At 63.9% G+C, this 22,149-nt stretch carries 27 protein-coding genes; 14 read left to right on the forward strand and 13 right to left on the reverse strand.

Translation table 11 applies throughout. From position 1 onward, the window contains the following. Positions 1 to 164 precede the first annotated feature (164 nt). The gene (locus TQ29_RS15540) at positions 165 to 2,453 is read left to right on the forward strand and encodes an FAD-dependent oxidoreductase (RefSeq protein ID WP_054539897.1); all 2,289 of its coding nucleotides are present in this window, start codon (positions 165 to 167) and stop codon (positions 2,451 to 2,453) included. Here TQ29_RS15540 and TQ29_RS15545 read toward each other — a convergent pair. Continuing rightward, complete coding sequence (locus TQ29_RS15545; protein WP_157445610.1) at positions 2,417 to 2,848, reverse strand: hypothetical protein; 432 nt, start codon at positions 2,846 to 2,848, stop codon at positions 2,417 to 2,419. The two genes, TQ29_RS15540 and TQ29_RS15545, sit on opposite strands and share 37 nt — an antisense overlap. A gap of 240 nt (positions 2,849 to 3,088) precedes the next feature. Here TQ29_RS15545 and TQ29_RS15550 point away from each other — a divergent pair, with 240 nt between their 5' ends. The 5 genes from TQ29_RS15550 to TQ29_RS15570 are packed head-to-tail and all read left to right on the forward strand — an operon-like array spanning position 3,089 to position 6,583. Further along, a complete protein-coding gene (locus tag TQ29_RS15550; RefSeq protein ID WP_037208893.1) occupies positions 3,089 to 4,057 on the forward strand; it encodes a thiamine pyrophosphate-dependent dehydrogenase E1 component subunit alpha in 969 nt (322 codons plus the stop codon). 21 nt (positions 4,058 to 4,078) lie between these two features. Continuing rightward, positions 4,079 to 5,119, forward strand: a complete 1,041-nt coding sequence (locus TQ29_RS15555; protein ID WP_054539899.1) for an alpha-ketoacid dehydrogenase subunit beta — start codon at positions 4,079 to 4,081, stop codon at positions 5,117 to 5,119. Continuing rightward, complete coding sequence (locus TQ29_RS15560; RefSeq protein WP_082386679.1) at positions 5,119 to 5,430, forward strand: biotin/lipoyl-containing protein; 312 nt, start codon at positions 5,119 to 5,121, stop codon at positions 5,428 to 5,430. Before TQ29_RS15555 ends, TQ29_RS15560 begins: the two co-directional genes overlap by 1 nt. A gap of 33 nt (positions 5,431 to 5,463) precedes the next feature. Then, positions 5,464 to 5,769, forward strand: a complete 306-nt coding sequence (locus TQ29_RS15565; RefSeq protein WP_054539901.1) for a DUF6506 family protein — start codon at positions 5,464 to 5,466, stop codon at positions 5,767 to 5,769. Between the two features lie 52 nt (positions 5,770 to 5,821). Beyond that, a complete protein-coding gene (locus TQ29_RS15570) occupies positions 5,822 to 6,583 on the forward strand; it encodes a 2-oxo acid dehydrogenase subunit E2 (protein ID WP_054539902.1) in 762 nt (253 codons plus the stop codon). A 120-nt stretch (positions 6,584 to 6,703) separates the two neighbouring features. Here TQ29_RS15570 and TQ29_RS20765 read toward each other — a convergent pair whose 3' ends face one another. Further along, positions 6,704 to 6,871 carry a hypothetical protein gene (locus TQ29_RS20765; RefSeq protein WP_157445611.1) on the reverse strand — a complete coding sequence of 56 codons (168 nt, stop codon included), beginning with the start codon at positions 6,869 to 6,871 and terminating at the stop codon, positions 6,704 to 6,706. 100 nt (positions 6,872 to 6,971) lie between these two features. On the opposite strand from TQ29_RS20765, the gene TQ29_RS15575 reads away from it, so the two are divergent. Together TQ29_RS15575 and TQ29_RS15580 are read left to right on the forward strand one after the other, a co-directional pair. Beyond that, positions 6,972 to 7,613: an SRPBCC family protein gene (locus TQ29_RS15575; protein ID WP_054539903.1), complete on the forward strand. Its 642-nt coding sequence runs from the start codon at positions 6,972 to 6,974 to the stop codon at positions 7,611 to 7,613. A gap of 12 nt (positions 7,614 to 7,625) precedes the next feature. Next, positions 7,626 to 8,795 carry a zinc-dependent alcohol dehydrogenase gene (locus TQ29_RS15580; protein ID WP_054539904.1) on the forward strand — a complete coding sequence of 390 codons (1,170 nt, stop codon included), beginning with the start codon at positions 7,626 to 7,628 and terminating at the stop codon, positions 8,793 to 8,795. Here TQ29_RS15580 and TQ29_RS20770 read toward each other — a convergent pair. The 8 genes from TQ29_RS20770 to TQ29_RS15615 all read right to left on the reverse strand — a co-directional run bounded on the left by TQ29_RS20770 (position 8,750) and on the right by TQ29_RS15615 (position 15,767). Beyond that, the gene (locus TQ29_RS20770) at positions 8,750 to 9,091 is read right to left on the reverse strand and encodes a hypothetical protein (protein WP_157445612.1); all 342 of its coding nucleotides are present in this window, start codon (positions 9,089 to 9,091) and stop codon (positions 8,750 to 8,752) included. The two genes, TQ29_RS15580 and TQ29_RS20770, sit on opposite strands and share 46 nt — an antisense overlap. Before the next feature lie 42 nt (positions 9,092 to 9,133). Continuing rightward, positions 9,134 to 10,444, reverse strand: a complete 1,311-nt coding sequence (locus tag TQ29_RS15585) for a cytochrome c (RefSeq protein WP_054539905.1) — start codon at positions 10,442 to 10,444, stop codon at positions 9,134 to 9,136. Between the two features lie 9 nt (positions 10,445 to 10,453). Continuing rightward, positions 10,454 to 12,223 (reverse strand): GMC family oxidoreductase, encoded by a 1,770-nt coding sequence (locus TQ29_RS15590; protein WP_054539906.1) that lies wholly within the window; start codon positions 12,221 to 12,223, stop codon positions 10,454 to 10,456. Between the two features lie 3 nt (positions 12,224 to 12,226). Then, positions 12,227 to 12,919: a gluconate 2-dehydrogenase subunit 3 family protein gene (locus TQ29_RS15595; protein ID WP_054539907.1), complete on the reverse strand. Its 693-nt coding sequence runs from the start codon at positions 12,917 to 12,919 to the stop codon at positions 12,227 to 12,229. 283 nt (positions 12,920 to 13,202) lie between these two features. Continuing rightward, a complete protein-coding gene (locus TQ29_RS15600; protein ID WP_054539908.1) occupies positions 13,203 to 13,481 on the reverse strand; it encodes a hypothetical protein in 279 nt (92 codons plus the stop codon). A gap of 87 nt (positions 13,482 to 13,568) precedes the next feature. Next, positions 13,569 to 14,081: a sigma-70 family RNA polymerase sigma factor gene (locus TQ29_RS15605; protein WP_054539909.1), complete on the reverse strand. Its 513-nt coding sequence runs from the start codon at positions 14,079 to 14,081 to the stop codon at positions 13,569 to 13,571. Between the two features lie 464 nt (positions 14,082 to 14,545). Further along, positions 14,546 to 15,394 (reverse strand): SDR family oxidoreductase, encoded by an 849-nt coding sequence (locus TQ29_RS15610; RefSeq protein WP_255353447.1) that lies wholly within the window; start codon positions 15,392 to 15,394, stop codon positions 14,546 to 14,548. A gap of 28 nt (positions 15,395 to 15,422) precedes the next feature. Beyond that, complete coding sequence (locus TQ29_RS15615; RefSeq protein ID WP_054539911.1) at positions 15,423 to 15,767, reverse strand: hypothetical protein; 345 nt, start codon at positions 15,765 to 15,767, stop codon at positions 15,423 to 15,425. Between the two features lie 197 nt (positions 15,768 to 15,964). On the opposite strand from TQ29_RS15615, the gene TQ29_RS15620 reads away from it, so the two are divergent. Further along, on the forward strand, positions 15,965 to 16,468 hold the full coding sequence (locus TQ29_RS15620) for a superoxide dismutase family protein (RefSeq protein WP_054540482.1): 504 nt from the start codon (positions 15,965 to 15,967) through the stop codon (positions 16,466 to 16,468). Beyond that, positions 16,465 to 17,238, forward strand: coding sequence for an SDR family NAD(P)-dependent oxidoreductase (locus TQ29_RS15625; protein WP_054539912.1), 774 nt, complete (start codon positions 16,465 to 16,467; stop codon positions 17,236 to 17,238). Before TQ29_RS15620 ends, TQ29_RS15625 begins: the two co-directional genes overlap by 4 nt. 62 nt (positions 17,239 to 17,300) lie before the next feature. On the opposite strand, the gene TQ29_RS15630 is transcribed toward TQ29_RS15625, so the two are convergent. From TQ29_RS15630 to TQ29_RS20780, 3 genes are all read right to left on the reverse strand, one after another. Beyond that, positions 17,301 to 17,873, reverse strand: a complete 573-nt coding sequence (locus TQ29_RS15630) for a hypothetical protein (protein ID WP_054539913.1) — start codon at positions 17,871 to 17,873, stop codon at positions 17,301 to 17,303. Positions 17,874 to 18,007: 134 nt separating this feature from the next. After that, entirely contained in the window at positions 18,008 to 18,208 is a 201-nt protein-coding gene (locus TQ29_RS20775) for a hypothetical protein (protein WP_157445613.1), read from the reverse strand. A gap of 61 nt (positions 18,209 to 18,269) precedes the next feature. After that, positions 18,270 to 18,431 (reverse strand): hypothetical protein, encoded by a 162-nt coding sequence (locus tag TQ29_RS20780; RefSeq protein ID WP_157445614.1) that lies wholly within the window; start codon positions 18,429 to 18,431, stop codon positions 18,270 to 18,272. A gap of 170 nt (positions 18,432 to 18,601) precedes the next feature. Between TQ29_RS20780 and TQ29_RS15635 the strand changes: the two genes are divergently transcribed. From TQ29_RS15635 to TQ29_RS15655, 4 genes are all read left to right on the forward strand, one after another. Continuing rightward, positions 18,602 to 19,102: a ferritin-like domain-containing protein gene (locus TQ29_RS15635; protein ID WP_054539914.1), complete on the forward strand. Its 501-nt coding sequence runs from the start codon at positions 18,602 to 18,604 to the stop codon at positions 19,100 to 19,102. A gap of 80 nt (positions 19,103 to 19,182) precedes the next feature. Continuing rightward, positions 19,183 to 20,451 (forward strand): cytochrome P450, encoded by a 1,269-nt coding sequence (locus tag TQ29_RS15640; protein WP_054539915.1) that lies wholly within the window; start codon positions 19,183 to 19,185, stop codon positions 20,449 to 20,451. A gap of 573 nt (positions 20,452 to 21,024) precedes the next feature. Then, complete coding sequence (locus TQ29_RS15650; RefSeq protein ID WP_054539917.1) at positions 21,025 to 21,216, forward strand: hypothetical protein; 192 nt, start codon at positions 21,025 to 21,027, stop codon at positions 21,214 to 21,216. A gap of 116 nt (positions 21,217 to 21,332) precedes the next feature. Beyond that, positions 21,333 to 22,133 (forward strand): aldo/keto reductase, encoded by an 801-nt coding sequence (locus TQ29_RS15655; protein ID WP_054539918.1) that lies wholly within the window; start codon positions 21,333 to 21,335, stop codon positions 22,131 to 22,133. Positions 22,134 to 22,149: the final 16 nt, after the last annotated feature.

Genomic DNA, 22,149 nt, shown 5'->3' on the forward strand with positions numbered 1-22,149 from the left:
CTGCGGCAATCATTTGCTTTTACCTGGGCGCGAAGACGCGGTAGCCTTTGCCTGCAATCCCGGTCGCGGCTCGGGCCGCCGTCATCCTCGGGCGCGTCATCGGAGCAGGCGCGATTGAAACGGAACACAATTGGCACTGATGAGCCGCGCAAGGATCAGCACACATGGCAGGCATTGAAAACCCGGCGCCGGAGGGCACCGAACCGCTGCGGGCGGAGTATCTCATCATTGGCGGCGGGCTGGCCGCGGCATCCGCCGCCGAAACGCTGCGGGCCGAGGGCGCCACCGGATCGGTGATGATGCTTTGCGCCGAAAACCTGCCACCCTACCACCGCCCGTCCCTGTCCAAGGCGCCCACGATGCGCGAAGCGGTGGCGCCCCAGATCCTGGTCCACCCCGAACAGTTCTATCGCGAACATGCGATCGAGCTGCGCCTTGGCACGACCGTGCGCGCGGTCGATCCCGAAAGGCGGATCGTGACGACAAAAGCGGGCGAGGAGATCGGATATCGCCGGCTGCTGATCGCGACGGGCAGCACCCCGCGGCCGCTGAAGGCGCGCGGGGCGGAACTGCGGGGGGTGCATACCTTGCGCACGGTCGCCGATGCCGAAGCGATCCGGCAGACGGCGGCGGGTGCGAAGCATGCCGTCGTGCTCGGCGGCAGCTTTCTGGGCCTGGAGATCGCGATGGCCCTGCGCGAACTGGGCCTCGAGGTCACGATCATCGAGCGCGGCCCGGAGCTGCTGTACCGGCTCGAAGCGCCCGGCCTTTCAAAGCGATTTCAGCAGCATGTGGAAAGCCGCGGCCTGAAGCTGCTCTTTGACACCACCACCGCCGCGCTGCATGGCAGGGATGCCGTGCGCGAGCTGGAGACCGTGACCGGAATACGCATGCCCTGCGAGTTGGTGGTGGTCAGCATCGGCGTGACGCCGACCACCGAATTCCTGGCCGGAAGCGGGATCGCGCTCGAGAATGGCTATATCGTCGCCGACGATCAGCTCCGAACCAACGTGCCGGATATCTTCGCCGCGGGCGATGTCACGGCGTTCTACGATCCCGTCTTCGCCCAGCGCCGCCACATCGAACATTGGGACAATGCCGTCAAACAGGGGCGGCTCGCGGCGCGCAACATGATGGGGCGCCGCCTGCGTTATGACGAGGTTTCCTATTTTTTCTGCGAGATCGGCGATGTCGGGTTCAACGTGCTCGGGGTTACCGAAGGGGCGGATGAATGGATCGGCCGGGGCGATCCCGATCCCGCAGAACGCTCGTTTGCGCTGTTCTACCTCAAGGATGACGTGCCGCGGGCGCTGTTTTCGATCGGACGCCCGGCAGACGAGACGCGAATCGCGGAGGATATGATCCGCTACCGGATCAACCTGCAGGGGGTGAAGGACAGGTTGCCCGATTCCGATTTCGATCTGGAGCACCTTCCGCTTCAGACGGCGCTGATTCTGCAAGGCGGCGGCGCGCTCGGCGCATTCGAATGCGGCGTGGTGAAAGCGCTCGAGGAACAGCAGATCTTTCCCGACATCGTCGCCGGTGTCTCGATCGGGGCGTTCAACGGCGCGATCATCGCCAGCCATCCGCATGGCGCCACCGAAGCGCTGGAAGCCTTCTGGGAGGAACTGGCCGTCGCCGCGCCGCCGTTGCCCGCCGCCTGGGCCAGCCAGACCGCCGTCGCGATGAGGATCCTCGCGCTCGGGGTGCCGAATTTCTTCCGGCCGCGCTGGATGCCCTCGTTCCAGAACATGCTGGACCTGCCGGTGAACTGGAAAAGCTTTTACGACACGGCGCCGATGCGCGCCCTTCTGATGAAATATGTCGATTTCCCGCGCCTCAAGTCCAGCCCGGTGCGGCTGCTGGTCAGCGCGATCAACGTGGCAACCGCAGAGCTGGAGATATTCGACAGCTATGTCGATGATCTGACCCCCGATCACATCCTGGCCAGCGGCAGCCTGCCGCCGGGGTTTCCCTGGACCGTCATCGACGGCAAGGCCTATTGGGACGGCGGCATCATCAGCAACTCGCCGCTTGATCTGGTGAACGAACGCTGCGGGCCGGATGGCAAACGCGTGTTCATCGTCGATCTCTTTTCCAATGAGCGCGAGCTTCCCTCCAACATAATGGAGGTCATGGCCCGGCGCGACGAGATCATCTATTCCGAACGGGTGCGGAGCGATCTGCGCCACCGCGAGACCTCTGCCGCCTATCGCCGGCTGACCGATTTTGTACTTTCCCATCTCGAACCGGCCGAAGCATCGCGGATCAGGCATCTGCCATCCTATATCCAGCTCATGGGGCGCGGCGCGCCGACAAGCATCACCCGTTTCGTGCGCGAGGCACGCTCGGGCGAGCATCCTTCGCGCGACTATGATTTCTCCGATATCGCGATCCGCGCCGAGCAGGAGGAGGGCTACATGGTCGCCAGCAAAGAGCTCACGGAGAACTGAGCGCGGGGCAAACACGCGGACTCGCAAAACCGCGTCCAGAGTGCTGAGGAGGCGACGCGGGCGGCCGCGAGATAATGTCGCGCCGCCTGCGCATATCGTGTCGCACCGTTCCGGAATTGCCTGGGCTTTCTGAAGAACCGCCCGCCAAGCGCAGCGATCAGCCCGAAGATCGCCCGGACGAGATCGTGATGCCACTGGCAAGCCATGGCATTGTTCTTAAAGCTCAATCCGCACGAGAACGACCGATGGCACGATTTGCGCCTCTTTACCCGGCGCCACGTGCCGACAGGAAAAAGCGGCTCTGTCAGCGCGCGCACGAAATCCGTCAGGGCGAAACATGAGCGGCCGTTTTCGGCCGCCGATCCGGCCCCCGCGCCAAGATTGATTTGGATCAACGCCCGGCTCTGCATCCCGTGACAGCCTGTCTTCCAAGGCGAAGGGTGGAGCAAACACATGAACAGCCTCTCGGTGACGGTACAAAAAACGACCCACCGGGACAGGTTTGTTTGCCAGCAAATCGCCAGATGCCGGCGCGGCGCAGGGCGGGTTCATGACCTGCTTTCCGCGCGTCCGCCAAGGCACGTCAGACGCGGGACAGTTCTACGTTCATCCCCGATACCGAGGAGGTATTTCCCATGAAGATCGACAAACAGCGGCTACTCGACGGATATCGCACCATGCGCGTTATCCGGGAGTTCGAAGAGCGGGTGCACAAAGAGTTCATGACCGGGCAAATTCCGGGCTTCGTCCATCTTTACGCGGGTGAAGAAGCCTCGGCGGCGGCCGTGTGCCAGCAGCTGGGCGAATATGACACTGTTGCAAGCACCCATCGCGGGCATGGCCATTCGATCGCCAAGGGCTGCGACGTGATGGGCATGATGAAAGAGATCTATGGCCGCGAGGGCGGGCTTTGCGGTGGCAAGGGCGGCTCGATGCATATCGCCGATCTCGATGTCGGGATGCTTGGCGCGAACGGTATCGTGGGCGGCGGTGCGCCGCTGGTGTGTGGTGCGGCGCTGACGGCCAAGACGCTGAAGACCGGCGGCCTGTCGGTCGCGTTTTTCGGGGATGGCGCGTTCAACCAGGGAACCACGCTGGAATCGATGAACTTCGCGCGGGTCTATGATCTGCCGGTTCTGTTCGTGCTCGAAGACAACGGCTATGCCGAGTCGACGGCAAGTTCGTGGTCGATCGGAGGCCATGATCCGGTGCGCCGCGCCGAAGGCTTCGGCATCAAGGGCGCACGGGTTGACGGGCATGACTACTTCGCCGTCTACCGCGCCGCCGAAGAGGCTGTCGCCGCGATCCGCAACGGCGAGGGCCCGCGCTTCATCCATATCGAGTTCACGCGCTATTACGGCCACTTCGAAGGCGACGCGGCAACCTACAAGAAGCCGGGCGAGGTGCAGGACGAGCGGCGCTATCTTGATGCGCTCAAGTTCTTCCGGGCCCGCACCACGGGCGGTGGAATGCTGAAAGCCGAAGATCTGGATGCCATCGACGCCGAGGTCGATACGCTGATCGACGCAGCCGTCCGCGAAGCGAAAGCGGCGCCGCCCCCGGCGCTGTCGACGCTCACGACCGACGTCTATCTTTCCTATTGACCTCTGAAGAGGAGACTCGAAATGTCTGTTAAATCAATTCGTGAAGCCCTGAACGAGGCCATGCGCGACGAAATGCGCCGTGACCCGACCGTCATCATCATGGGCGAGGATGTCGCGGGCGGCATGGGCGCCGGCGGCGAACAGGATGCCTGGGGCGGTGTCATGGGCGTGACCAAGGGGCTGATGCCGGAATTCGGGCGCGAGCGTGTGCTTGACACCCCGATCAGCGAAAGCGCCTTTATCGGGGCCGCCGCCGGGGCCGCCATGACCGGGCTGCGCCCGATCGCCCAGCTGATGTTCGTCGATTTCTTCGGCGTCTGCGGCGACCAGATCATCAACCAGCTGGCCAAGTTCCGCTATATGTTCGGCGGCAAGGCCAAGACGCCCTGCGTCATCCGCACCCTTTATGGGGCGGGCACGCGCGCGGCCAGCCAGCACAGTCAGTGCGTCTATCCGGTCTTCACCCATTTCCCGGGGCTCAAGGTCGTGATCCCCTCTTCCGCCTATGAGGCAAAGGGCCTGATGACCCAGGCGATCCGGGATGACGATCCGGTGATCTTTTTCGAACACAAGGCGATGTTCGACGAAACCGGTGAGGTGCCGGACGAGCCCTATACGATCCCGTTCGGGGTGGCCAACCTCACACGCGAGGGCAAGGATGTCACCGTGGTGGCGATCGGGCGGATGGTCGGTTTTGCCAATCAGGCGGCCGATGCGCTGGCCAAGGAAGGCATCGAATGCACCGTGATCGACCCGCGGACGACCTCGCCGCTCGATAGCGAAACGATCATCGCATCGGTGCGCAAGACCGGGCGTCTGGTCGTGGTCGACGAAGCCTCGCCCCGCTGCGGCCTGGCTTCGGACATCTCGGCCATCATCGCCGAGGACGCCTTTGACGCGCTGAAGGCGCCGATCAAGCGGGTCACGCCGCCGCATTCGCCGGTGCCGTTCTCGCCCGTGCTTGAGGATGCTTACGTCCCGAGTGTCGCCGACATTCAGGAAAGCGTCCGTTCGGTGATGGGCTCTGGCGCAAGCGCGCGCGTGCTTGAAGGTGCCGACTGATGAGTCCGGCCAGGATAACCGCTGTCGTCATGCCGAAACTCGGCATGACGATGACCGAGGGCAAGGTCGTCGACTGGCATGTCGAGGCCGGAGACGAGGTGATGGAGGGCGATGAGCTTGTCGGGATCGAAACCGAAAAGATCACCAACATCTGCGAATCCCCGGCCGACGGCGTATTCCGTCGGCGGGTCGCCCATGATGGCGATACGCTTGCGGTTGGCGCGCTCATCGGCGTGATCGCGCAGGCTGAAACGCCCGAGGCCGATATCGACGCCTTCGTCGCAAATTTCAAAGCAGAGGAGGAGGCGTGACCGCCCGAACGCGGCCACCCTCTATGTGACATCATGAGCCTGAAAGCAGCATTCATCTTCCTTGCCGGCGGGGCCGATGCGGATACCCACCGGCAGGTCGTGTCCACCCCGACCGTCAATCTTACGGTTGTCGGCGTCGAGAACTACGCCCAGGCCGAGGCCGTTGCCGCCGAACTGGTCGCCGATGGCATCGGCGCGATCGAACTGTGCGGCGGCTTCGGCATTTCGGGGACCGAGAGGATCCGCCAGGCCGTCGGCGGAAAGGCGGCCATCGGCGTGGTCCGCTTCGATATCCACCCGGGCATCGGAAACGTGAGCGGCGACACCCTGTTCGGGTAGGCCGGAAACAACGTTCTGCCAATCGCCTTGCGCAAAGAAAGCGAGCTGAAAAATGACTTCATCCGATCAGGGTTCGACGTCCCGTCTGACCGTTCCGACCTATGACTATTCGCTGTTCGGCAAGGTCGAGGAGCGCCCGCTCGACAACATCCGGCAGATCGTCGGCCGCCGGATGGCCGCGAGTTGGCAGAACGTGCCCCATGTCACCCATCACGATGAGGCCGACATCACCGCCCTGGAAGCGGCGCGGCATGACTTTAACGCCTCCAACCCCGACGGCCCGAAACTTTCGGCGCTGTCGTTCATCGTCATGGCCTGTCTGGCGGGGCTGAAGGAATTTCCCGATTTCAACGCGTCGCTGGGCGACACGGGAAAGACGCTATTCCTGAAGGAATACTACAACATCGGCATCGCCGTGGACACGCCCGCCGGGCTGATCGTTCCGGTGCTGAAAGACGCCGACAGCCTGAGCGTTTCGGAATTGGCCGCGGCGGTCGCTGCCCTGGCCGAAAAGGCGCGCAGCGGCAAGCTTGGGTATGCCGATACCGAGGGCGGAACCTTCACCGTCACCAGCCTGGGGAAGATCGGCGGAACGGCGTTCACGCCGATCATCAACGCCCCCGAGGTTGCCATCATGGGCGTCTCACGGGCGCAGCGCAAACCCGTCGAACACGAAGGGGAGATCGCGCTGCGGACAATGGTGCCGCTGTCGCTGTCCTATGATCACCGGGTGATCGACGGGGCCAAAGCCGCCCGGTTCATTGGCTTTGTCCGCGACCGTCTTGCCGACGCCAGCGGGTGGACCTTGAGCTGAACAGGCAAAGGCCCGGCGCCAGCCGCCGACGCCCGCCATCGCATTCCCTCAAGATCGGGTCGGCGCGCCCACGAGACTGTAATCCAGACAGGTGAGTGTCTGGGCCGAGGGCCGAGCCGTTCATGATGGTCCGAAGCCCCAGTGCACCAGCGTCAGAAGGTCCTGAACGACCCCATCGATGAGTTCCCGGCGCATGGGATTTTCTTCGGCCGGGCCGAAAATCGGGTTCAGCCCGACGCATGTATGAGACGCCGCCAAGCTTTCTCGCTCTTCGGAAACGATGCTCACGGAACGGTTTGCCCGTCTTCCGACCCGCCTCTGCACGCGTGAAAATCTGGGAACAATCCCTCCCTGCGCCGGTTCCCGTAGTCCGCAAAGGAGATTTCAGATGCCGCCAAAAAACACACCTCCGCACTCGGCCGTTCGCGCCGTCGCTGTATCGGTCTGCGTCGGCTTGCTGGCCGCCGGTGCCGCCTCGCTCTGGCTGTCATCCGGCAGGAACCGGCAAGACCGCCGGGCGGATGACGCCCCCGGCCGCACCGGCCGCCTGCCCCGGTACGGCGACTATGCCGTGGTGGGGAAGACCGTGACCATAAACAGCCCGCGCCACGAACTTTATGCGTTCTGGCGCGAATTCAAGAACCTGCCCCGGTTCATGGAAAACGTGGAGGCGGTCGAGGCCAGCGGCGACACGCTTGTGTGGACCATAAGGGGGCCGGCCGGCAGCAGCTACACGTTGCGCACCCGGATCATCAGCGATCGCAAGAACGAGCAGATCGCCTGGCGCTCGATCGATGGGTCGGACATCGATACCGAGGGCAAGGTGATGTTCCGCGACGCTCCGGGCGGGCGCGGTACGGAGGTGGAGGCGATCATCGCCTATGTTCCCCCCGGCGGCGCAGCGGGCCGGGCGATCGCCAGGCTGTTCCGGCGCGAACCTGCGGTGCAGGGCCGCCACGAACTCAAACGTTTCAAGATGCTGATGGAAACGGGCGAGGTTGCGACCGCCAACAACCGCAAGCTGGCCTGAAGGGAGGATACAATGCGCGCACTGACTTATCACGGAACACATGACGTCCGGGTCGAGACGGTACCCGACCCCGAAATCATCAATCCCCGCGACGCGGTGATCGAAGTGACCGCCACCGCGATCTGCGGATCGGACCTGCATCTTTATGACGGGGTGATCCCCGGCATGATGCCCGGCGACATCCTTGGCCATGAATTCATGGGCCGGGTCGTCGAGACCGGGCCCGCCAGTACGCTGAAGAAGGGCCAGCGGGTCGTGGTGCCTTTCACCATTTCCTGCGGCAAGTGCTTTCACTGCATGAAGCAGCAATATTCGGCCTGCGACAATTCCAACCCGGTGGAGACGCAAGATCTGACCGAGCCGCTCTACGGCCACGCGCTTTCGGGGCTTTTCGGGTATTCTCATCTCACCGGCGGCTATCCCGGCGGACAGGCCCAGTATGTCCGTGTGCCCTATTCCGACGTGGGGCCGATCGTCATCCCAGACGGGCTGGAGGACGAACAGGTTCTGTTTCTGTCCGACATCCTGCCCACCGGGTGGATGGCGGCCGAGAATTGCGACATCGAAGAGGGCGACACCGTTGCCGTCTGGGGTTGCGGTCCGGTAGGCCTTTTCGCGGTTCAGAGCGCGCTGATCATGGGCGCGCATCAGGTCATCGCCATTGACCATTACCCGCATCGGCTGGAACTGGCGCGAAAATTCGGCGCCAAGGTGATCGACTACCGCCAGACGCATGTTCTGGAGGCGTTGATGGAAATGACGGGCGGATTTGGCCCCGATGCAGTGATTGATGCCGTGGGTATGGAAAGCCATGGCCTCACACCCGACAACGTGCTGGACAGGGCGAAGCAGACGGTCGGTATCGGCGCGGACCGTGGCCATGCCCTGCGCCAGGCGATCCTGGCCTGCCGAAAGGGCGGGCGCATTTCGATGCCCGGCGTCTACGGCGGCTTTCTCGACAAGTTTCCGCTTGGCGCCTTCATGGAGAAGGGGCTGCAGTGGCGCACCGGGCAGACCCATGTCCAGAAGTATTCGAAAGATCTGCTGCGACGGATCGGAGAAGGCGAGGTTGATACCACGTTCCTGATCTCGCACCGCCTGTCGCTGGAAGAGGCGCCGGAGGGCTATCGCAACTTTCACGGCAACCAGAACGAATGGACCAAGGTGGTCATGACGCCATGACCATCCCCGAACAGAAGAGATGAGATGACTGGGCGAAACGCCTTGCCGTGATAACGGGCGCGCCCACCGGTGCCGGCCACGAACTGGCCGGCATCTGCGTTTAAGGCGGACATGATGTGGTGCTTTGCGCAAACGAGGCCGAACTGGAGCAAACCGCCGTTTCCCTGCGGGGTTACGGCGGGCAGGTCGAACCGGACAACGGATAGCGCACGATCAGCCTGCGATTGCCCGGCCTTTCGCGCGGCAGCCGGTTCGCATTGCCTTTGTTGACCATTTTGCACCGGCAGAGCGGTCACCGCGGACCCCAATTGCGCGGGGCCCGCGGGCCGCGCGGATTCTCAGTCCCGCTTTGCTTCCGCGTCTCCTCGCAGTTCGGCCACCTGGGCAGGCGTAACCGGCTGCGCCCCATTGTTCCAGGCGCTGCGGACGAAACTCGCCAGCTCGGCCACCTCCTCGTCCGACAGCCGGTCACCGAAACCCGGCATGCGCAGGGAAGAGGGCCGTTCGGCCGTCGAGGGCAATTCCGAGCCGGTCAGGATCATCGATATCAGCCCGGTCGGGCTTTGCGCCGTGACCAGCGAACTGCCGTCGAGTTCGGGGAACACCTCGTCCGCGCCGCGCCCGTCGGCGAAATGGCAGGCGTTGCAATTGTCGAGGTAGAGACGTGGCCCGAGCGGCATGTCGGGATCTGCCGAAACAAGCAGGGCTTCGGTTTCCGTCTCCTCGGCCCTGTCGGGGGCTGTGCTGCCATCGTTCAGGTTGACGAGATAGGCGGCGAGCGCCTGCAGATCCTCATCGTTCATGAACTGGGTGGAATCGCGCACGACGAGCTGCATTTCGCCATTGATCGCGGCATGCGCGTTTCGGCCGGTGGCGAGGATGGCCGCCATGTCCTGCGCGCTCCAGCCGCGGATCGCACTGTCGGGCCCCCGCAGGGGCGGGGCTGTCCAGCCGTCGATTTCACCGCCCGACAGGAACGCCTCGTCAGGGGTTTCCAGCGCAGCCTCGGCCATCAGGTTATTGCGAGGCGTATGACACGCGCCACAATGGCCCGGCCCTTCGACCAGGTATTCGCCGCGCGCAAGGACCGGATCATCGGTGTCGGCGACGAACCCGGGATCACCCAGCGCCACCCATTTCCACGCCCGCAAGCCCCACCTCTGATCAAAGGGGAACGACAGGTCCGACTGCAGTGTACGGTTCTCGACCGGCTCCAGCTCTTCCATGAAGTAGTGATAAAGCGCGCGTATGTCCTCTTCGGTCAGCTTGCGATAGTTTTCATAGGGCATGGCGGGATAGAGATGGGTGCCATCAGGCCGCACCCCATCATAGAGCGCGGCGCGAAAATCATCGAGGCTCCAGCCGCCGATACCGGTGGCCTCGTCCGGTGTGATGTTGGACGAATAGATGGTCCCGAGGGGACTTTCGATCGGGCGATTGCCGGCGAACAGCTCTCCATCCGGGGCGGTGTGGCAGGCGGCGCAATCGGCGAGGCGCATGGCATACTCGCCCTGCCCCTCCTCCGGCCGCCAGTCGTCGGCCAGGGCTGTCTGCGGTTCGGTGCGCTGGACCGGGACGGTGATGAAGGCCAGGAAGCCCAGGCCCGTGATCAGCAGCGCGGCGAACAGGATATGTATGAAATTCCGCATGTCGTCACCTCATACCAGCGGCCTGGGGTTCGGCAGGTAATCCTTGCGGATCGCCTCTGCGGCCCAATAGGCCAGTGCGCCGACCGCGCCGGTGGGGTTGTACTGGATGTTCTGGGGGAAGGCGCCCGCCCCCATGACGAAGACGTTGTGCTGCCCCCACGCCTGCAGATAGCGGTTGAGCGCCGATGCGTTCGGATCGGTTCCCATGATCGCCCCGCCGACGTTGTGGGTCGTCTGATAGGGGCGGATATCGTAACGCGCGCCGTCACCCTTGTAGCTCGATTTCCAGCTATCGGGGTTCATCGACTGCGCGATGGGTTCGATCTTGCTGCGCATGAACTGCGTCATGCGGATGTCGTTCGGTTTCCAGTTGAAGGTCATCCGCATCAAGGGGCGACCGTGCCGATCCTTGTAGGTGGGATCGAGATCCAGAAAGCAGTCGCGATAGGCAAGGTTCGACCCGTGCGACCCGATGGACATGGAATGCCCGTACCAGTCGCCGATGCCCTTCTTCCACTCCGCACCCCAGGACGGCACCCCGGACGGAAGTGCGATGCCCCGGATCGGCTGGCCGTTTGACTGCCCGGCGGTGATATAGCTGCCACCGATGAACCCTTCGGCCGCAAAGTCGATCTGGTTGATCGCGAAATCGTCGATCGAGATGCCCGACGATCCGGCGGCGGCAAACGGGTTGAATTCGACATCCTTGAAGAACAGCGTCGTGCCACCATTCATCTGGTAGGCATAGTTCTTGCCCGTCACACCTTCGCCGGTCTGCGGATTGTAGGGTTCGCCGATCCCCGACAGCAGCATCAGGTGGACGTTGTGCAGCGAATAGGCGGCGAGGATCACCAGGTCCGCGGGCTGGGTCACTTCCTCCTGCGCCTCCTCGTCCCAATAGGTGACTCCGGTGGCGGTTTTCCTGTCGTTCGCCAGATCGACGCGCAACACCTCGGAGTTCACCCGATAGGCGAAGTTGGGGTAGCGTTTCAGAGCATCGAGAATGCAGGTCTGGGGCGAGGCTTTGGAATAGTTGATACAGCCGTAGCGTTCGCAGAAACCGCAGAAATTGCAGGGTCCGAGTTGCATCCCGTATTCGTTGGTATAGGCGGCCGAGGCATTGGCGGCGGGGCGCGGAAACGGGTGATAGCCCATGGCCTTCGCGGCCTGTTCGAACATCAGCGCATCGGTGGTCTGGGGCAGCGGCGGCAGGGGGTAATCCCGGCTGCGCGGCGCTTCGAACGGGTTGCCGCCTTCCAGTATCTCTCCCTTGATATTGCCCGCCTGCCCGGAAATTCCGGCCATGTATTCGAAGCGGTCATAAAAGGGTTCGAGTTCTTCGGCGGTGACGCCCCAATCCTGGATGGTCATGTCCTCGGGGATGATCTCGGCGCCGAAGGTCTCTTCGACATAGGACCGGAGCCGGTATTCGTTCTCCATCGGGCGCCAGGTCTGGCCGTTCCAGTGGATCCCCGCGCCGCCGACACCGTCACCCGGCAGGAACGATCCGAGACGCCGCATCGGCTGCGCCTCTTCGTCCAGCGTCCGGCGCAGGGTGATGGTGGAGTTGCGCGGCTTTTGCATGAAACCGAAGCGGATGCCGTATTTCAGTTCGTCGATCACCTGCGGATACCTGAAATCCGGGACGGTGCTGCGGTCCTCCCCCCGTTCCAGGGCAAGAATGTCCAGCCCTTCCTGCGCCAGTTCGATCCCGAGGATCGACCCGGTCCAGCCCAGTCCCACGATGACGACGTCTCTTTTCGGATCTGTGCGTGCCATGTCTCAGGCCCTCTCGCCGGCGATGTCGACGGGGCCGAGGGGATAGGCCTCGTTCCGGCCGATCCACTCCAGGTAATTGGCCCGCGCCCCTGGAAACCCGATATAGATCCAGGACTGCATCCCGTGGTTGCCGCCATATCTGGGATCGGCGAAATAGCCTTCCTTGGTGTTCTGGACCAGCAGCGCCCAGAATTCGCGCAGCTCGTCGCCCAGGTTCAGGTCACCCGAGGAAAGCGCGCGCAGGACCGTGTCCTGATCCTCGGGCTCCAGCTCGGCGAGGGGGCTGCCAAGGTTGTCGGTGCACCATTGATCGACCGCCGCGATACCGTCGCGGTAGATCCGGGCCGGCGTCAGGGGGGTCTGGGTGCCCAGATAGGCGTCGGAGCCGGGGTTGAACGGCCCCTCCATATAGAGATCGGCGGCGGCGCCGAAATCGCCTGCCAACTGGCGATCGATGAACACCGGCACCCGCGCCTCGATCGCGCCGGGCCCGTCGCCGTCAGACGGGATGATCCGGGCGCAGGCCGCCATGACGAAGGCCCATTCGCCGGCGGTCAGGTAGTCGGGCTGGTAGCGGTCGAGCGGAACCACCTCCACCTGCGCGCGCGCCGGAACAGCCAGCGTCGTCAATGCCGCAGCGGCGGCCGTGCCGCCAAGAAAGCCGCGGCGGGATGATTGAAGGAATTTAGGTGTCATTGGGGAACGCTCCTGTTGAGATTTTCCTGGGACGTGGGTGCGACAGGCGCACCGTCGGAAGATGCTCTCGGCGGAGGGCCGCGTTCGCCGGGGCGAAAATCGGGCTGGGCATATGGCCGCGCGCAGGGTCGGATGGGGCAGATCTCCCGTTGGATGTGAAGCCCGGGAATTCGGGCTTGTACGGGTACAACAAGCGTGTCGGGCGAATGTTTCCGATCAATCTGTTTTCTGAATTCACGCGCGCCCTTCGCGGGCGCGTGCAAGGGCCGTTTCACGGCAGCGCCTAGCCGGTATCGGCCGTGTCCCGGTTTACGAGTTTGTTGAACCGGCTGGTGGCGCCATCTTCGGTCTTGTCCTGATGCAGGAACGCAAGGCGGCGATCGTCGAAGACTTCGAAAAACTCATCCCACGGGATGGCTTCGAGGTCGTCTTCCGGCGGATCGAAATCGATGCGCAGCACGCCGCTGCCGCCGGTGCCGCGAACGCGGGCCGGATGGCCGCCGCGTGCTTCGGCCCAGTCGCGGATCGCCTGATGATCGGTGGTGGCTGTTGCTTCGCTCATCGTAATCTCCTTGTGCAGGTTTCCAAGGCGGTCATCCCCGGAACCGGCAGCGCGCGGCATTGTTCCAAGATGACCCGATCACAGGGTTCAGCCGTCTTCGAGCGTGGTTTCCCCCATTTGCTCCAGCACCAGCGCGCGTGCCCGGTTGACCCGGCTTTTGACGGTGCCCACGGCGACACCGCAAATCTCGGCGGCGGACTGATAGCTTTCGCCGAGCATCACGACCAGAATCAGCATTTCGCGGTAGTGCGCGGGCAGCAGCGTTATGGCGGCCATCATCTCATTCCCGCGGATGTACCATTCCTGCGTTCCCGGAACCGTGGGTATGCTCGACACACATTCCGCTGCGCCGGTTCTTTCGCGAGACGATTTCGCGATCTGATTCAGAAAAGTATTGCGCATGATGGTCATCAACCAGGCGCGCAGGTTGGTGCCCTCGCGGAAGCGGTGCGTATTCGCGATTGCCTTGGTCAATGTGTCCTGGACCAGATCGTCAACGTCTTCCCAGCGGCGGGTCAGCGACCATGCGTAAGATCGAAGCGCGGGGATATAGTCGACGACTGCGCCAGAAACCGTGTCCTCACTGGTGATTCTAGACATTGGCCATCTCCCTACCTATCGAGTCCGGAACGTGACATCGCACCGATGGTTCCGTTCCTTTTCGGCATGGGCGGCACATCGCCGACCGGGCACACCCGCGGACGGCAGAGCGGAGAGGCCCGCGAAGGCGCTACGCCCCGGCATTATTCTTCGGCAGATCGAGATCGCGGAAATGAATGCCGGCAAGCACCCCGGGCCTCACTCGCCGGCGCGGGGCGCCGGCGACGGGGTCACACAGACGGTCAGGACGCGGAGGCTGACCGCGCAATCGTCGGGCGCTTGGCGCGCGCCAGAACGCTGACAGTTGCGGGGGGCATCGCCTTGGCTGCGGTCGGGATGGATGCGGCGGTTCGCCCTGTCCTGGTCGTGGCATCTGCCGACGGTGGCCTGTTTCACATTTTCGGTGCGGACGGTCTGAACAAGACCGCCCTCGATATTTTCCAGAGCGATACACCGGCCCTGTTTCAGTCCGCCACGGCCTCGCCCCCGTCCGGGTGCAGGACATGCCCGGTCATGTAGGAACTGTCGTCACAAGCCAGGAACAGCAGCGACGGGGCAACCTCGTTGGGCTGCCCGGGCCGGCCGAGCGTGCTGTTCTTGCCGAAACTTTCCACCTTCTCGGGCGGGAAGGACGCGGGGATCAGCGGGGTCCAGATCGGGCCCGGCGCCACACCGTTTACCCGGATGCCCCGATCCGCCAGCTTGTGGGCGAGCGCGCGGATGAACGACAGGATGGCGCCCTTGGTCGCGGAATAGTCGATCAGCAGATCCTGCCCCCGATATGCCGTGACCGAGGTGAGGCCGATAATGCAGGCCCCTCGCGGCAAATGCGGCAGCGCGGCCTGCACCATGAACATCTGCCCGAAGATATTGGTGCGGAAGGTCTGTTCGATCTGGGTTTCGGAGACATCTTCGAAGGCCTCCTGGGCATGCTGCTCCGCCGCGTTGTTGACGAGTATGTCCAGCCTGCCGAACCGGTCGATCGTCTGGCGCACCGCGTCATGGCAGAAAGACCGGTCGCCGACATCCCCCTGGATCGAGAGCGCTCCGCCGCCCTCCTCCGAGATGGCTCCGACCGTTTCTGCGGCATCCGCGACTTCCGTCTTGAAGACGAAGGCCACCTTGGCGCCCTCGCGCGCAAACAGAACGGCCGTGGCGCGGCCGATCCCGGAATCCCCGCCGGTAATCAGCGCGACCTTCCCCTCGAGACGCCCGGAGCCGGGGTAACGCGGCGCGTATTCGGGCCGGGGCGACATTTCGGCCTCGAGGCCCGGTTGTTGATCCTGTACGCGGTCAGTCGAATATTGTGTCACGTTCTTTCCTTCCTTTGCAGGGGGTGCGTCACCCGAACCAGAGCGCCAGCGCGACGCCGGCCAGGCCTACGGCCACAACCATCGCGATGATGGTTGTGCGACCGGATGCCCTGTTCTGGCGTTCGGGGATCGTCGGTTTTCCAGAGCGTGGCGCCCCCCTCGACGCTTCATGCGCTTCGGCCATGTCCACCTGCGCCATGGTCGGCGCGGTACCGGCGGCTTCGTCGTCGGTACCCAGCGGCGCGGCGGCGGGGTCGGTGAACGCAACCTTGTCGCCGGTGCCGCCCCGGTCGATGCGATCACGCAGGCGATCCGCCGCAGCAGCTCCGGACGCTCTTTGCCGGTCGGTCTTTCGTTTTTCATGTTCCGCCATGTCGGGGCTCCTTCTTTCAGGCCGTCAACATGGCCGGGGCCGCAATGTTCCGGGCATGGCCCCTTTTGCGCGTTTTTTTGCGCGCGAAACCGGATCGGCCCCGCTTCGGGAACATCGAGGCGGACCGGCTGTTTGTGCAGTGCTACCCCGGCGGCCAAGTCCGGCCCGCCGGGGAGCCAGCCGAAAAGGAGATTGTGATGAAATTCATTCTGACTACGGTTCTCGCCTCCGGGTTCCTTGCAACGGCGGCCGGTGCCGCCGAAGTGACCGCGCAAGTCCGGGACCGTGACGGCAACGATCTGGGCGCCGTGCATGTTCGCGACACCTCCTCGGGCGTGGCTGTCGCGACGCTCACGCTCATGGGGCTGCCGCAAGGCATCCACGCCATCCATCTGCACGAGACAGGCGACTGTTCGGAGGAAGGTTTCGAATCCGCCGGTGGGCATATCGCCGGTGATCGCTCGCATGGTGTCGAGATTGATGGCGGCCCTCATCCGGGTGACATGCCGAACCTGACGGTGACCAGCGACAGCACCGGCGAAGAGGAGATATTTCTGCCATTCCTCGAGGTGGAGCGCGACCTGATGGACAGCGACGGCGCGGCATTCGTAATTCACGAGGGCGTGGACGACTATGAATCCCAGCCCTCCGGTGACGCCGGCGGCCGGATCGCCTGCGGTGAATTCGAGATCCGCGAATGACACAGGTCTGGCCGGAAAGATTCAAGGGCCGCGCCGCCATCGTGACGGGCGCGGCCTCTGGGATAGGGGCCGCGACGGCCCGGCGGCTGGTACGCGAAGGCGCGCATGTCATGCTGGTCGACAAGGAGCCGTCGCAGCCGAGCCTGCGCGATCTTCCCGCCCGGCAAATGAAGCAGTTGCGCTGCGACGTCGCGTGTTCGGAATCCGCCGATGAAATCGTCGACCAAACCCTTCGGTGGCAGAAACGGCTCGATGTACTGGTCAATTGCGCCGGCTACCCCGTGACCGAGGCGTCCGAAGAGATGCCGGAAGCGGTGTGGCGCGCGCATTTCGAGGCGGATGTGCATGGCATCCACTTCCTCACCGACGCGGCGCGCCCGCACCTGGAGCGACACGGCGGTGCCGTTGTCAACGTCACCTCGGTGGCGGGGCTGGGCGGAGACCGTGCGATGCAGGCCTACAACGCCGCCAAGGGCGCCGCGGTCCGGCTGACGAACGCGCAGGCCATCGACTTCGGTCGGCGCGGTGTGCGTGTGAACGCCGTCTGCCCGACGATCACCCATACCGAGATGAGCCGCGAGGTCGAGCGCCGCGGCGATCTGATGGAAAAGCTGCGCGCCAGCATCCCGCTGGGACGCATCGGCGCCGCCGATGAGGTGGCGGCCGCCATCGCCTTTCTCGCCAGCGACGAGGCAAGCTTCATTACCGGCGTCGCCCTGCCGGTGGATGGTGGAATCACCGCCGGAAACGGACAGCCCGTGCTGGTCTGAACTTCGGTTCGAAACGCCCGCCCGGCGCCCATACAGCCGCGCCAGCCTGCGAGCGCCGGGTGTCAGTTCAAAAGGGTCCGGCCTGACGTGCCGGCAACCTCCAACAACAGGGCGCTGAGCCAGTCCTCAGTCGGTTCCGTGGGGACTTTTTCGGACTGGCGCGTGATCGCGAGTCGCAGGCAACGTTCGACCAGGCGATCGGCGATATCCGCGTCGTTGTATATCAAGCGCGCCATCAGCCGGAGCTTTGGCAGCAGATCAACGACATCGTCGCCGGTAGCCGCAAGAAGGTGCTGTTGGACCATAGCGACCGCCTCGTTCGGTTCGTGCAGCCGGTCGACCGACCTGAAGCGCAATGGCAATTCGATTTCGTCACTGGCCGAGTAGAAGACGAAGGGCACGCCATGGCATTTCAGCCCGTCTGCCAGCCGGAACACCAGTTCGCCCCTCAGATTGATGTCCAGCACGGCAGCTTCCGCGAATGGCGCAAGGCGTTCGGCGCGCCCGAGCGTGGGCGTGGGCCCGAGAATTTCCGCCCCCGCTTCCTCAAAGCAGCGTGCAAGATCCCAGGCGAGATGGAAATCATCTTCAGCAATCAATACGCGACGGTTGTGCAATGGTGTCATCACCATCATGAACACTCGTTTCTATCGTTTCTCTCGCGATGGTAGAGTGATTATCTCCCTTGAGAAGATAATTTCGAAGCAAGATACAGGATTGCGGGCGGACGCCCCCGGCAAGTGGCAGAACTCCGCTGACCGCTGCCGTGTCAGTTGTTTTCCGACTGGCAGGCCAAACGTTCCTGAAGATGGCGGGCGAGGGCAAGCGGTTTGTCGGGCGTATCTTCCCGGCGGATCGCTTCCAGTTGACTGGCCAGCTTTTGGTGCCGACAACGCGCTTTTCCAAGTTCTTCGTCGTCTGCTCCCTTCAGAGCCGCCTCGTCGCGTATCGCACGCCAGAGGTCTACCACGCGGAACGGCCCGCGGCGGTAGATTCCCCTCCGAGCGGCGGGGCATTGGACGGCGACAGGGTCACTTGGCCCCGGCGTCGCGGTCCTTCAGCTTCGCCTGAAGCTCAAGCGCCAGTTCGAGAAGGCGCTGCGGTACGGTTTCGTCGCGGATCGCCTTGAGCTGTTGGTGCAACTCATGCTCGATCCTGTCATCGGCCTCTTGCGGGCAGTTCTTGTCGATCATGGATTTCGCTTTCGCATGACGGTCTTCCCTTTCGATACGGACGACAACCGCGAGTGGATTTGCCTTGCCTTATGACACTCCTTCTTCTGTCGCAACTTTCTCTGGAACAAGGTTCGATGTGCTCTGTTTCAGTGCCATAAAAGCCAACGCCAATGGAAGGAGCGATTACCATGGCACTGTTCTCCAAGGATATCGAAACACTGGAAGATCTGTATCTGCACACGTTGCAGGACATCTACTATGCGGAAAAGCAGATCCTCAAGGCACTGCCCAAGATGATCGAAAAGGCAAGCAACCAGGGCCTGCGCGAGGGGTTCGAACACCACCTGGAAGAAACCCGCGGCCATGTTGAACGGCTTGAAAAAGTGTTCGGCGAGCTGGGCAAAGACCCGAAGACCGAGACCTGCCCCGCCATCGACGGGATCATCAAGGAAGCCAACGAAGTGGCCGGAGATGTCGCTGACAAAGACGTGCTGGATGCGGCGCTCGCTGCGGCGGCGCAGGCCGTCGAACACTACGAGATTGCCCGCTACGGCACACTTATCGCCTGGTCGCAGGAGATGAACCTGAACTCCTGCGTCAGCCTGCTGACGCAGACACTGAAAGAGGAGAAGGCAGCCGACTCCAAACTGACGCAAATCGCGGAAAGCCGGCTGAACAAAGCGGCCTGAGCCGCCGGTCCCACTGTCACGGCGTAACCTTTCAGGGCAGGCGGCACATCCCGCCTGCCCATCATGCGAGAAGACAGACAATGCAAGACCCGATGCACCATGAACAGCGCATTCCGGCCTTGCCGGGGTTCGACAGCACGCTGGGCTTTCTGCGCGAGGGCTATGCGTTTATCGGAAACCGCTGTGCGCAGCTTGCCAGCGATACATTCACCACGCGGCTGATGCTGCGCCCCGTGACATGTCTGCGCGGCGCCGAAGCGGCCGATGTCTTTTATCATCCCGGTCGGATGACCCGGAATGGCGCCATGCCCCGGTCGGTCGTGTCGCTGCTTCAGGATCGTGGCAGCGTACAGGGGCTGGACGGCAGGGCGCATCACATCCGCAAGGCGATGTTTCTGGAGTTGATGACGCCTGAGCGGCTGGATCTGGCGCGCTGGGTTCTGGCCGAGGAGTGGGCGGCGGCGATGCGCGATTGGCAAGGCCGCACCATCGCCCTGCGCGATGCGCTGCCCGAGGTCATGACACGCACCGCCCTGCGCTGGTGCGGCATTCCGCCGGAGCAAGAAGACGTTCCGGAGCGGGCCGAGGAGCTTTCGACGATGATCGAGGCCGCCGGCTCCATCGGGCCGGCTTATCTGCGGGCGCTGCGCCTGCGCCATCGCTCGGAAACCTGGGCGCGACGGCAGATCCGGCACGCCCGGACCGGGCCTATCCGTGACGGGGCGCTCGGGCGGGTGGCCCATCACGAGGATGCCGACGGTTCGCATCTTTCCGACGCGGTCGCGGCGGTGGAATTGTTGAACCTGCTGCGTCCGATCGTTGCCGTCGGGCGCTATATCGTCTTTGCCGCGCACGCGCTGCACGTGCACTCCGCGACTGTGAAGCCATTCCTGGCGTCGAACCAAGCAGAGGGCGCGCGCGCCGTTGGAGAAGAGGTCCGGCGCCTTTACCCGTTCTTCCCGGTGATCGGAGGCAAGGTGCGCGCGCCCTTCGACTGGCGGGGAAGGTCGTTCCGCGCGGGCGACTGGGTTGTCCTCGATCTCTACGGCACCTGCAGGGACGGGGCTGTCTGGGCAGAGCCGGAAACCTTTGATCCCGCCAGGCATCTGGCCCCCGGCCGCCCGGATCACGCGATGGTGCCGCAGGGCGGCGGCGACCTCGCAACGGGTCACCGTTGCCCCGGCGAACACCTGAGCACCGCGTTGCTGACGGAGGCCATCGGGCTTTTGGCGGCGATGACCTATGACGTGCCGGATCAGGATCTGCGCATCCCGCTGGATCACTTTCCCACATGGCCGCGGGACGGCATGAAGATCAGCGTTGCCCGCGGACGCGCGGCTGATCAATGATAACATCGGAGATGCAGCAGGTGCGAATGCGCCGGCCCGATTGCGGGACGATTTGATTTATCCCTGACCGAGTTCCGCAATCGCGCGCTTGGTGCCTCTTTCGCTCATTGGAACGCGGGGCCATTCTGCCCGTCGGCAACTCGCTTTTCGCGATCCGGGGCGCGGCCTTCGACGAGGCCACCCGGCCTGCGCACCTCCGCTTGGGCCTCGGTTCGAAAGACAGAGCCCGGTTGCCAGAAAGCCGATCGCGAACGGCGTGACGGCGCCCAGCCAGATCGCCGGAATCTGCTCGGGCCGGCGCAGCGCTTCCCGCAAAAGGCCACCCGCGCCGGCTCCCGTGTAGCAAAGACCGAAGATCAACAACACAGAGGCCAGCAGCATCCCAATGGCGAGTTGAAGGCAGATGTCTCGGATCATGGCTGGGTCCTTTACCGGAGGGCGGTGCGGAAGCCGCGCCGCAAATCGCGTTCGGCTTCTTAACAGGAAGGCGTGTGCGATGTTCCCGCGCCCTGCCGGCGGGAACATTTTCGGGCAGAGGCTGTTTGCCGTTCAGTCCAAGAAAAGGAGGACGCCATGACAGAGCAAGAGCCCACAGCGCGGAACAGCCGAGAGCAGCGGGAGCGCGAAGACGGCACCATTGATCAGCGGCAACAGCAGATCGACCCGGCCGGTCATCACCGGGTCGACGTCAACGCGCCCAGCAAGTCGTCGATGAAACAGCCCGGCCTGCGGCGCCCGGCGCCGGACCCGACCGACGCGAAATAGATCGGCGAACAAGCGCCCTTCGTCGCCGGGCACCGGGAACGCCGGGCGCTTTGGGCGGTTCAGCAATGCGGGGTCCGGCGCTCAAGGCCGGCCGCGCAATCAGGAGATACAGCACGATGTCCCATTCCACGATCGCGCTCAGGACGGGCCGGCGGCTGCCGTGCCTCGGCCTGGGAACCTGGAAATTGACGAACGACACCGCAGGTGCGGTCGAAGAGGCGCTGCGGATCGGCTACCGCATGATCGACACCGCTGTCGATTATGGCAGCCAGTCTGGCATTGGCGAAGGTTTGCGGCGCAGCGGCGCGCCCCGCGACGATATCTTCATCGTCACCAAGATCGAGGAGGACGATGTGCCTCTTGATGCGGTGCGGCGGGATCTTGACGAACTCGGGCTCGACCATGCGGATCTGACGCTGATTCACCGCCCGCCTCCGGGCGGGGCCGGCGAAGCATTGTGGGAAGGGCTGATCCTTGCGCGGGAAAGCGGCCTTGTGCGGGATATCGGCGTGAGCAATTATACTGCCGGCCTCGTCGACGAGCTGACCGTCGCGCTCGGCGAGGCGCCGGTTGTGAACCAGGTGGAATGGAGCCCCTTCGGTCATAGCGATCACCTGCAGGCGCATCATCAGGACCGCGATATCGTGCTCATGGCCTACAGCCCGCTGACCCGGGCCGAACGGCTCGGTGACGCCCAACTCGGGCAGATCGCCGGGCGCCACGGCCGGACCCCGGCGCAGGTCATGATCCGCTGGAACCTGCAGCGCGGAACCGTGCCGTTGCCCAAGGCGAACGCGGCGCGCCATATCCAAGAGAATTTCGCCGTCTTCGATTTCGAGCTGTCCGAGGACGAGATGCGGCGCCTCGATGATATGAACGAGGCGTGGTCGGCGCTGGGGTCACTGGCCTATCAGTAAACACCGCCGACGGGGC

This window comes from Actibacterium sp. EMB200-NS6 (assembly GCF_001305615.1).
Taxonomy (GTDB): Bacteria; Pseudomonadota; Alphaproteobacteria; order Rhodobacterales; family Rhodobacteraceae; genus Actibacterium_A; species Actibacterium_A naphthalenivorans.